The sequence below is a fragment of the Micromonospora inaquosa genome (assembly GCF_003857055.1).
Classification (GTDB): domain Bacteria; phylum Actinomycetota; class Actinomycetes; order Mycobacteriales; family Micromonosporaceae; genus Micromonospora; species Micromonospora inaquosa.
The window spans coordinates 1-10,805 of sequence record NZ_QGSZ01000362.1; the positions used below are offsets into that span (position 1 = coordinate 1).

7 protein-coding genes are annotated in these 10,805 nt (G+C 70.8%); 2 read left to right on the forward strand and 5 right to left on the reverse strand.

All coding sequences use genetic code 11. The annotated features are described in order from the left end of the window. Positions 1 to 153 precede the first annotated feature (153 nt). The 5 genes from DLJ59_RS32910 to argS form a co-directional block, all read right to left on the reverse strand. Complete coding sequence (locus tag DLJ59_RS32910; protein ID WP_124777982.1) at positions 154 to 3,426, reverse strand: efflux RND transporter permease subunit; 3,273 nt, start codon at positions 3,424 to 3,426, stop codon at positions 154 to 156. Between the two features lie 141 nt (positions 3,427 to 3,567). Further along, positions 3,568 to 4,617 carry a threonine synthase gene (thrC, locus tag DLJ59_RS32915; protein WP_124777984.1) on the reverse strand — a complete coding sequence of 350 codons (1,050 nt, stop codon included), beginning with the start codon at positions 4,615 to 4,617 and terminating at the stop codon, positions 3,568 to 3,570. A 140-nt stretch (positions 4,618 to 4,757) separates the two neighbouring features. Then, complete coding sequence (locus DLJ59_RS32920; RefSeq protein ID WP_208648915.1) at positions 4,758 to 6,068, reverse strand: homoserine dehydrogenase; 1,311 nt, start codon at positions 6,066 to 6,068, stop codon at positions 4,758 to 4,760. An 8-nt stretch (positions 6,069 to 6,076) separates the two neighbouring features. After that, positions 6,077 to 7,462 carry a diaminopimelate decarboxylase gene (gene lysA / locus DLJ59_RS32925; protein ID WP_124777988.1) on the reverse strand — a complete coding sequence of 462 codons (1,386 nt, stop codon included), beginning with the start codon at positions 7,460 to 7,462 and terminating at the stop codon, positions 6,077 to 6,079. Between the two features lies 1 nt (position 7,463). After that, entirely contained in the window at positions 7,464 to 9,131 is a 1,668-nt protein-coding gene (gene argS, locus DLJ59_RS32930) for an arginine--tRNA ligase (RefSeq protein WP_124777990.1), read from the reverse strand. Positions 9,132 to 9,228: 97 nt separating this feature from the next. Between argS and DLJ59_RS32935 the strand changes: the two genes are divergently transcribed. Both DLJ59_RS32935 and DLJ59_RS32940 read left to right on the forward strand, forming a co-directional pair. Continuing rightward, positions 9,229 to 10,026: a DUF3105 domain-containing protein gene (locus DLJ59_RS32935; protein WP_124777992.1), complete on the forward strand. Its 798-nt coding sequence runs from the start codon at positions 9,229 to 9,231 to the stop codon at positions 10,024 to 10,026. A gap of 8 nt (positions 10,027 to 10,034) precedes the next feature. Beyond that, complete coding sequence (locus tag DLJ59_RS32940; RefSeq protein WP_124777994.1) at positions 10,035 to 10,703, forward strand: DUF305 domain-containing protein; 669 nt, start codon at positions 10,035 to 10,037, stop codon at positions 10,701 to 10,703. Positions 10,704 to 10,805: the final 102 nt, after the last annotated feature.

The following is a 10,805-nucleotide window of genomic DNA, read 5'->3' on the forward strand; positions in this document are numbered from 1 at the left end:
GCCCCGCTCCACTCACACCCCCCACCCATCTACGAGGAGTATGCAGGAAGTCACAAACAGTGCGCGGTGGGTCGAGTCGGAGTGTTCATGGCCGAATGAACGGGGAACGCCCCCGGCAGGATCCACCGGGGGCGTTCCGCACCGCGCTCCGACCTACTCGGTCGGCTCCGCCGGAGGAAGTGGCGACGTACGGCTACGGGGCAGCCGCAACACCTCGAACTGGTCCGTGCCCTCCACCAGCGCGGCCGACGGCACCGGTCGCCCAGCCGGCTGCGCGCCGTCGGCCGAAGCCGGGGCGGGCGCGCCGCTGGGCACCGCGACCTGGTTCGGGGTGGGTACCTCATCCGTTTCCACGGTCGCCGACCCACCGGAACGCCGCCGGGCGCGCCGAGCACGCAGCGACTCCTTGCTGTGCTCCACCATCGTGTACAGCGTCGGCACCAGGATCAGCGTCAGCAGCGTCGAGCTGAGCAGACCACCGATCACCACGACCGCCAGCGGCTGAGAGATGAAGCCGCCCTCACCGGTCAACCCGAGCGCCATCGGCAGCAGCGCGAAGATGGTCGCCACCGCCGTCATCAGGATCGGGCGCAGCCGGCGACGGCCACCTTCGACCACCGCCTCCCGGACCCCCATGCCCTGCGCCCGGTACTGGTTGATCAGGTCGAGCAACACGATCGCGTTGGTCACCACGATGCCGACCAGCATCAACACACCGATCAGCGCCGGCACACCGAGTGGCGTCCCGGTGATCAACAGCAGGCCGATCGCACCGGTCGCGGCGAACGGGATGGAGATCAGCAGAATCAGCGACTGGGTGAGGCTGCGGAACGTGGCCACCATGATCAGGAAGACGATCGCGATCGCGGCCAGCACCGCCAGGCCCAGGTCCGCGAAGGCATCCGCCTGATCCGCGCTGACACCACCAATGGTGAAGCTCGCGCCCGGCACGTTGATGCCGTCCAGCCGCTTCTGCAACTCCGTGCTGGTGGCGCCCAGGTTCGAGCCGGTCGCCGACCCGGTCACCGACACGCTGCGCTCACCGTCGATCCGGGTGATCTGCTGAGGACCCTCCCCCGGCGTGATCTCCGCGATGTCGTCCAGCTTGACCGGACCCACCGGCAGCGCCCGCAGTTCCTCCACGGTCATCGGCGGCTGCGTGCCCAACCGCAGCACCACGTTCTGCTGCTGACCGTCGAGCGCGACCTGACCGAGCGGCGCTCCCCGGAACGCCTGCGACACGAGCTGCCCCACGGCGGCCTCGGTGAGCCCGGCCCGCCCGGCGGCGACCCGGTCGACCGTCACGTCGACCCGCGGCACCCGCGCGGCCAGGCTGGTGGAGACGTCCTCGACGTCCGGAACGCCGGCCATCGCGGCCCGCGCCTCCTCGGCGGCCCGGGTCAGCACCTCCGGGTCGCTGGCCTGGACGATCACCTCCAACTGGCTGGTCGACGCCTCCTGCCCGCCACCGAAGCTGATCTCACCCACCCCGGTGCCGAGCTTGTCGAACTCCTTGCGCAGCACCTCACGCATCTGCTGCGCGTCGGTGTCACCGTCGAGCGCGAGCGACCAGCTGGCGACGTTGTTGCCGCCGCCGCCCGCCCACGGGTTGTCCCCACCGCCCGCGGTCACCTGGTACGTCTCGACGCCCTTGGTGCGGGACAGCACCGACTCGACCTGCTTGGCCGCCGCGTCGGTGGCCGCCAGGCCACTGCCGGCCGGCAGTTCCTGGCTCATGTTGAGGGTGTCCTGGCCGGAGTCGTCCAGGAAGTTGGTCTCCAACTTCTGCGCCAGACCGAAGGTGCCGAAGAGCACCAGCAGCCCGAGCCCGACGGTGATCCAGCGGGTCGACCGCTTGCGGGTGGCGAAGCCGATCACCGGCAGGTACGCCCGCTGCAACGGGCTGCGCAGCTCCTTCTCCTCCGCCGCACGCCGCACCGCCTCGTCGTCCGCGGTGCCGCTCGGCGGCTTGAGGAACCAGTACGCGAGGACCGGGATCACGGTCAGCGACACCAGCAGCGAGGCGACCAGCGCCACCGTCACGGTGATCGCGAACGGCGCGAAGAGCTGGCCCACGAACCCGCCGACCAGCGCGATCGGCGCGAACACCGCCACCGTGGTGAGGGTGGACGCGGTCACCGCACCGGCCACCTCCCGGACGCCGGTGATGATGGCGTGCCGCTTCTCCTCGCCGTACTCCAGGTGTCGTTTGATGTTCTCCAACACCACGATCGAGTCGTCCACCACCCGGCCGACCGCGATGGTCAACGCGCCGAGGGTGAGCAGGTTGAGCGAGTAGTCACCGATCCACAGGGCGATCAGCGCCACCAGCACGGAGAGCGGGATGGAAACCGCGGTGACCACCGTCGAGCGCACCGACAGCAGGAAGACCAGGATGACGATGACCGCCATCAGCAGACCCAGCAGGCCCTCGGTGGTCAGCGACTCGATCGACTTCTCGACGAACGGCGCCTGGTCGAAGACCACTGTCAGCTCCGCACCGGAGGCGTCCTTCAGGTCGTCGAGCCGGTCACGGATCTCGTGCGAGATCTGCACCGCGTTGCCGTCCGGTGCCGCGGTGACCGCGATGCCGAGGCTGTCCTTGCCGTTGGTCCGGGTGATCGCCGTGGCCGGCGCGAGCTGCTGCTCGACCGTCGCCACGTCACCGAGGCGGACAGGTGCCGCGGCCGGAACGACGACGATGCCGCGCAGCTCCTCCAGGGTGGCGATCGGCGAGCCGACCTGCACCGGGAGGGCCAGCGCGCCGTCGGTCACCGCGCCGGCCGGAACCGCCACGCCGTTGGTCTTCAGCGCCGCGCCGATCGCCGTCGGCTGGATCTTCGCGGCGGCCAGCTTCGCCGGATCCGGGGTGACCACCACGATGCCGTCGCGGGTGCCGGTCACCTCGACCGTGCGGACCCCCTCGATGCCCTCCAGCTCCGGCACCACCGTGGCGCGCAGCTTCTCGGCGAGCGCCTGCTCGTCCGCCGCGCCGGCCGCGGCCAGCACCACCGCCGGAAGGTCGTCGGTGCTACCCGCGATGACCTGCGGGTCGACGCTCTCCGGGAGCTGAGCGTCGATCCGGCTCAGCGCGGTCTGCATCTTGTTGACCACGTCGTCCAGGTCGGTGCCGAACTCGTACAGCACCTGGACGGTGGCCGCCCCCTCGCGGGACGTGGAGGTGATCTTGTCCAGCCCGGGGATGCCCTGGAGGGCGTTCTCGATCGGCTCGGTCACCTGCGATTCGACGATCTCGGGGCCGGCGCCGGGGTAGGGGGCCACGATGAACGCGGCCGGGAATTCGAGCGACGGCAGCAGTTGCTGCTTCAGCGACGGCACGGCGAACACTCCGAACACCGTGGTCACCACCGCGATGAGGGCTATCAGCCCTCGGTTGGCGAGGCTGAATCTGGCGAGCAGCGACATCGGCCTGGCTCACTCCTGAACGAGAATGCGGGCGGGGATACCCGAAAGTGTGCCGGACTCGCCTACTCCGACCCCCGCCGCCCCCGGGCCGTCCCACGGGCCACCCGCCCGCCGTTGATCACCACCCGGACGGTGGTGCGCTCAGGCCAGGTCGAGGGCGCGGGCCGCCGCCAGCGGATCGTTCGCGATGGTCACCGGTGCCGGCGCGGTGGAAATCGCCCATTCCGGGTCCTTCAACCCGTGGCCGGTCACCGTGCAGACCACTGTGGAACCGGGCGGCACCGCGCCCGCCGCGGCCTGCTGCAGCAGGCCGGCCACGCTGGCCGCGCTGCCCAGCTCGACGAAGACCCCCACCTCGCGGGCGAGCAGGCGGTACGCGGAGAGGATCTCCCGGTCGGTCACCGACTCGATCAGGCCACCGGAGGCGTCCCGCGCATCCAACGCCTTGGTCCAGCTCGCCGGGTTGCCGATCCGGATCGCGGTGGCGATGGTCGACGGCTCCGGCACCACCTGGCCGGTCACGATCGGGGCCGCCCCGGCAGCCTGGAAGCCGTACATCTTCGGCGTCCGGGTGGTGGCCCCGGCGGCCATCTCCTCCGAATATCCCATCCAGTACGCCGAGATGTTGCCGGCGTTGCCGACCGGCAGGCAGTGGATGTCCGGCGCGTCACCGAGCGCCTCGACGATCTCGAAGGCGGCGGTCTTCTGGCCGTGCAACCGGTCGATGTTGACCGAGTTGACCAACGCAACCGGGTAGTCCTGGGCGAGCTTGGCAGCCGTCGCGAGGCAGTCGTCGAAGTTGCCGTTCACCTGGAGCAGCTTTGCCCCGTGCACCAGCGCCTGCGCCAACTTGCCCAACGCGATCTTGCCCTGCGGCACCAGCACGGCACAGGTCAACCCGGCCCGAGCCGCGTACGCCGCCGCGGAGGCGCTGGTGTTGCCGGTGGAGGCGCAGATGATGGCCTTGTTGCCGGCCTCGACCGCCTTGGACACCGCGAGGGTCATCCCCCGGTCCTTGAAGGAGCCGGTCGGGTTGGCGCCCTCCACCTTGAGGTGCACGTCGCAACCGAGCCGGGCGGACAGCACCGGCGCCGGCAACAGCGGGGTGTTCCCCTCGTGCAGCGTGACGACCGGCGTGGCCGCGGTGACCGGCAGCCGATCCCGGTACGCCTCGATCAGACCCCGCCACATGTCGTTCTCCTCGCCTCTACCACCGCGCCCGGCCGAACAATCACGGCCACCTTGGACCAGCCTGCCGGAGCGGTCAATGGCACACCCCGGCATACCCACCTGGCGGGACGCGCGAGCCACCCCGTCGATGATGCAACGACTCAGGCGTCGCCTTCGACCCGCAGCACACTGGTCACCGACCGGACAATGTCCAGACCACGCAGCTCGCCGACGGTCGCGGCGAGCGCGGCGTCCGGCGCCACATGCGTCACGATGACCAACTCGGCGTCGCCGTCGCGGCCCGCCGGCCCGCCGGCCGAGCCCTGCCGCACTGTCGCGATGGACACGTCGTGCCGGGCGAACACGCCCGCCACCGAGGCCAGCACACCCGGGCGGTCGGCCACGTCGAGGCTCACGTGATAGCGGGTCAACGCCTCACCCATCGGCCGGACCGCCAGGTCCGCGTACGCGCTCTCGCTGGCCGCGCGCACCCCGGCGAGCCGGTTGCGGGACACCGCGACCAGGTCACCGAGCACCGCGCTGGCGGTGGGAGCCCCGCCGGCGCCGCGACCGTAGAACATCAGCTGGCCAGCCGCGTCCGCCTCCACGAAGACCGCGTTGAACGCGTCCCCGACACTGGCCAGGGGGTGGCTGCGGGGAATCATCGCCGGGTGCACCCGGACGCTGACCGTCTCCCGACCGGTGGCGTCGACACCCCGGGCCGCGATGCAGAGCAGTTTGATCGTGCAGCCCATCGCCTGGGCGCTGGCCATGTCCGCGGCGGTCACCTCGGTGATGCCCTCACGGTGCACGTCGGCGGCACCGACCCGGGTGTGGAATGCCAACGAGGCGAGGATCGCCGCCTTCGCCGCCGCGTCGAAGCCCTCCACGTCAGCGGTCGGGTCGGCCTCCGCGTACCCCAGGGTGGTGGCCTCTTCGAGGGCCTCGGCGAAGCCGGCGCCGGTCGCGTCCATCGCGGAGAGGATGAAGTTGGTGGTGCCATTGACGATGCCGGTGACCCGGTTGATCCGATCGCCGTGCAGCGACTCACGCAGCGGGCGCAGCAGCGGGATGGCCCCGGCCACGGACGCCTCGTAGTAAAGGTCGCCGCCGCCCTCGGCCGCCGCCTCGTGCAGGGCCACGCCGTCCTCGGCGAGCAGCGCCTTGTTGGCGGTGACCACGCTCTTGCCGGCACGCAGCGCCTCGACCAGCCAGCTCCGGGCCGGCTCGATGCCACCGACCACCTCGATCACCACGTCGACGTCGTCGCGCTTGATCAGACCGAGCGCGTCGGTGGTGAACAGGTCCTCGTCGACCGGCAGGTCACCCCGGTCGCGGCCGAGCCGACGAACGGCGATGCCGGCGATCTCCAGCGGAGCGCCGATCCGCGCGGCCAGGTCGGCCGACTGCTCGTGCAGCAGCCGGACCACCTCCTGGCCGACCGTGCCGCAGCCGAGCAGCGCCAAGCGCACAGGTGACGTCATCCCACATCCAAAGCGAGCAGGTCCTCTTCGGTTTCCCGCCGGACGATCAGACGCGCCTGGCCGTCGCGCACCGCGACCACCGGTGGCCGGGGCACATGGTTGTAGTTGCTGGCCATGCTTCGGCAGTACGCACCGGTGCCGGGCACTGCGACAAGATCTCCGGGCTGCACGTCGGCGGGCAGGAATTCATCCTTCACCACGATGTCCCCGGACTCACAGTGCTTTCCCACCACGCGGGCGAGCAACGGCTGCGCGATCGAGGCACGCGAGGCCAACGTCGCCGAGTAGGACGCGTCGTACAGGGCGGTGCGGATGTTGTCGCTCATCCCACCGTCGACGCTGACGTACGTCCGGAGGCCGTCGAGGTCCTTGACCGTGCCGACCTCGTAGAGGGTGAACACGGCCGGCCCGACGATGGCCCGGCCCGGCTCGATGGACAGGTGCGGCACGGCCAGGTTCTCCGCGGCGCACTCCGAATCGACGATCTTGCGAAGTCGCTTCGCCAGATCCTGCGGTGTCGCCGGGTCGTCCTGGGTGGTGTACGCGATGCCGAAGCCGCCCCCCAGGTCCAGCTCGGGAAGCTCCACCCCGCGCGCGTCGCGGATCTGCGCCTGCAGGGCGAGCACCCGACGGGCCGAGACCTCGAAACCGCTGGCGTCGAAGATCTGCGAGCCGATGTGCGAGTGCAGGCCGCGCAGCTCCAGCACGTCCTCGTCGAGGATCTTGAACGCGGCGTTCGCGGCGGCGCCGCCAGCGAGGGAGAAGCCGAACTTCTGGTCCTCGTGGGCGGTGGCGATGAACTCGTGGGTGTGCGCCTCGACGCCCACCGTGACGCGGACCAGCACCCGGGGCCGGACCCCGCGCTCGCGGGCCAGCGCGGTGAGCCGGTCGATCTCGGTGAACGAGTCGACGATGATCCGGCCCACCCCGGCGTCCAGCGCCCGGCCCAGCTCGGCGACCGACTTGTTGTTGCCGTGGAAGCCGATCCGCTCCGGCGGCATCCCGGCCGACAGCGCGGTGGCCAGCTCGCCGCCGGTGCAGACATCCAGGTGCAGCCCCTCCTCGGCGATCATCCGGACCACCGCCCGGCAGAGGAACGCCTTACCGGCGTAGAAGACGTCCTCGGTCGGGAAGGCCGCTCGGAAGTCGCGGCAGCGCGACCGCAGGTCGGCCTCGTCGAGGACGTACACCGGGGTGCCGAACTCGGCCGCGATGTCGCGGACGCTCAGGCCCGCGACTGCGACCGCGCCGTCGGCGCCGCGCGTCACCGACCGCGGCCACAGCGCCGGCACGAGGGCGTTGACGTCGGCCGGGGTACGCAGCCAGGCCGGCCCCTGGTTGCTGATGTCCGCGTGCAGCGCACCAGCCTCATGAGCCCTCATGTCACATCCTCTCGGGTGCGGAGACGCCGAGCAGGAACAGGCCGTTGGCGACGACCGTGCGGGTGGCGTCGTTGAGCCAGAGCCGGGCCCGGTGCAGGTCGGTGATCTCCTCGTCGCCGCGCGGCACGACCCGGCAGTCGTCGTAGAACCGGTGGTAGGACGGCGCGATGTCCTCCTCCAGGTAGCGGGCCACCCGGTGCGGCTCGCGCAGCTCGGCGGCCGTCGCCACCACCGCCGGGAACTGGGCGAGCGCCTTGAGTAGCGTGTTCTCCTTCTCGTGGTCGAGCAGCTCGGGGCGGAACGCGTCGGCGTCCCCCCGAACCAGCCCCACCTCGGCGGCGTTGCGGGCCACACCCGCCGTCCGGGCGGCCACGTACTGCACCTTGTAGACCGGGTTGTCGTTCTTGGCCTTGGTCCACAGCTCGATGTCGATGTCGATCGGCGAGTCGCTGGAGTACCGGGCCAACGCGTACCGGGAGGCGTCCACGCCGATCGCCTCGACCAGGTCCTCCAGGGTGATCACGGTGCCGGCCCGCTTGCTCATCCGCATCGGGGCGCCGTCGCGCAGCAGGTTGACCAGCTGCCCGATGAGGATCTCCAGATTGCGCTCCGGGTCGTCGCCGAAGCAGGCGGACATCGCCTTCATCCGGCCGATGTAGCCGTGATGGTCGGCGCCCAGCATGATCACGACCCGTTCGAAGCCGCGCTCGCGCTTGTCCAGGTAGTAGGCGCAGTCCGCGGCGAAGTACGTCCACTCGCCGTTGGACTTGCGCAGCACCCGGTCCTTGTCGTCACCGAAGTCGGTGGTGCGCAGCCAGGTGGCGCCCTCGGACTCGTACAGGTGCCCCTGCTGGCGCAGCCGGGCCAGGGCGAGGTCCAACTCACCCCGGTCATGCAGGTCCTTCTCGTTGAAGTAGGTGTCGAACTCCACCCCGAAGTCGCGCAGCGAGGCGCGGATCTCGTCGAACATCAGCGCCACGCCCTCGACCCGGAAGATCTCCTGGGCGGCGGCGTCGTCGAGCGAGCGCACCTCCGGCCGGCGGGCCTGCACCTCGGTGGCGATCTCGGCGATGTACGCCCCGCCGTAGCCGTCCTCCGGCACCTGCTCGCCCTTGGCGGCGGCGAGCAGCGACCGGGCGAACCGGTCGATCTGCGAACCGGCGTCGTTGAAGTAGTACTCAGTGCCGACCTCGGCGCCGGTGGCCCGCAGCAGCCGGCTCAGTGCGTCACCGACGGCCGCCCAGCGGACCCCGCCGATGTGCACCGGCCCGGTCGGGTTGGCCGAGACGAACTCCAGGTTGATCTTTTCGCCGGCGAGCCGGTCACTGCGGCCGTACTCCGCGCCGGCCTCGACGATCACCCGCGCGAGCTGACCGGCGGCAGCGGCGTCGAGCCGGATGTTCAGGAAGCCCGGCCCGGCGATTTCCACCGATTTGACACCAACTGCCCGGCCCAGCTCATCGGCCAGAGCCGCAGCCAACTCCCGGGGCGGGACGCCCACCTTCTTACTCAACTGCAGCGCGAGCGTAGAGGCGTAGTCGCCGTGCTCGGGGTTGCGCGGTCGCTCCACCACCGTGCTCACCGGCAGCGCGGCGCGGTCCAGCCCACGCTGCTCGAAGACGGCGTGGGCGGCGGCAAGTACGACCGAGGCTAGTTCTGCAGGAGTCACCCAACCATGTTATCGGGGGTAGACTCGGGCACTCGGCGGCTCCCCTGCGCGTCATCCGGCCCGCCACTCCCCTGACCGACCGACTTGACGAGGCACGATGAGCATCAGCACCCCGGGTGGCCCTGAGCGCCGCCCGACCGTGGTCAGCACCGGCAAGAAGCCGGCCGCAGGCCGGCCGGCGTCCGGCGCCAAGGCCGGTTCCGGCAAGCCGACGGGCTCCCCCCGGGCCGGTGGCAAGGGCCCGCGCAAGCCGGTCACCCCGGTCAAGGTGAGCCAGGGCCGCGCCTGGGGTCCGATCGCGCTCTTCGTCGCGGTGGGCGTGCTCGCGGCCGGCATCATCGGCTATGGCGCCTGGGCGTCGTTCCAGGGCTCCAAACCGTGGGACAAGCGGGCCAACGCCATCGACGGCATCGTCAACATCCGCAAGTCCGACCCGGACAGCCTGAAGTACGAATCGCACAAGTCGGGCCCGCTGACCTGGAACTACTCGCCCCCGGTGGGTGGGGTGCACAACGCCGCCTGGCAGAACTGCATGGGCGACGTGTACGACGCCCCGATCGCCAACGAGCACGCGGTGCACAGCCTGGAGCACGGCGCGGTGTGGATCACCTACCGCCCCGACCTGCCCAAGGACCAGGTCGACAAGCTCGCCGGCAAGGTGCGTGGCGTCGAGAAGACGATGATGAGCCCGTTCGAGGGCCTGGACAAGCCGATCTCGCTGCAGGCCTGGGGCTACCAGCTCAAGGTCGACAACGCCGACGACTCGCGGATCGACGAGTTCATCAAGGACCTGCGGGTGAACGCCTCCGTCGAGGGCCCGACGGCGCTCTGCAACACCGGCATCACCGCCACCGGCACCACGCCGCGTGAGCTCCAGCAGCAGCCCACCCAGTAAGGACCGCAATGACCGCTCCGGCGACCACCGACAGCGAGTACGACGAGATCCCGGCCGACCCGGAAGAGGGCGGCCGGGCCCCGGCGTCGCGCTACGGCGTGCTGGCACTCGCCATCATGCTGGTGGTGGGGCTCCTCCTCGGGTACGCGGGCGGCCTGCTCACCCCGCGGCTCACCCGACCCGGTGACGCCTCGGTCGAGGCGGGCTTCGCCCGGGACATGACCACCCACCACGCGCAGGCAGTGGAGATGAGCCTGATCGCGTACCGGTCGGCGACCCTCCCCGAGGTGCGGCAGATCGCCGTCGACATCGCCACCGGGCAGCAGGGCGAGATCGGCGCCATGCAGACCTGGCTGCGCGAATGGGACCTCAGCCCGACCGGGTCGAAGCCGCCGATGTCGTGGATGTCCGACGGGGCCACCGTCAAGGACGGTCTGATGCCGGGAATGGCCACGCCGCAACAGATGACTGCCCTGCGCAACGCTCAGGGCATCGAGGTCGACCGGCAGTTCCTGGCCCTGATGTACGACCACCACCTGGGCGGCATCCACATGATCGACGCGGCGCTCGGCGCGACCGACAACGCCGAGGTGCTGCGGGTCGCGAACACCATGAAGGCCACCCAGCAGACCGAGCTGAACAACCTTCGGCAGCTCCAGGCGCAGGCCAAGGGCTGACCGACCGGACGGGCGCACCCGGCCCGCGTCCCCGCCGATGAGTGGCGGTGACGCGGGCCGCACCATGTCGCCACCAGCGCACCCCGCCACCCCCACCAACCC

Bases quoted from the DNA above. Each gene is read 5' to 3' on its own strand.
- DLJ59_RS32910 (WP_124777982.1), bottom strand. From the start codon at position 3,426: ATGTCGCTGCTCGCCAGATTCAGCCTCGCCAACCGAGGGCTGATAGCC.
- DLJ59_RS32935 (WP_124777992.1), top strand. From the start codon at position 9,229: ATGAGCATCAGCACCCCGGGTGGCCCTGAGCGCCGCCCGACCGTGGTC.
- DLJ59_RS32940 (WP_124777994.1), top strand. From the start codon at position 10,035: ATGACCGCTCCGGCGACCACCGACAGCGAGTACGACGAGATCCCGGCC.
- thrC (WP_124777984.1), bottom strand. From the start codon at position 4,617: ATGTGGCGGGGTCTGATCGAGGCGTACCGGGATCGGCTGCCGGTCACC.
- lysA (WP_124777988.1), bottom strand. From the start codon at position 7,462: ATGAGGGCTCATGAGGCTGGTGCGCTGCACGCGGACATCAGCAACCAG.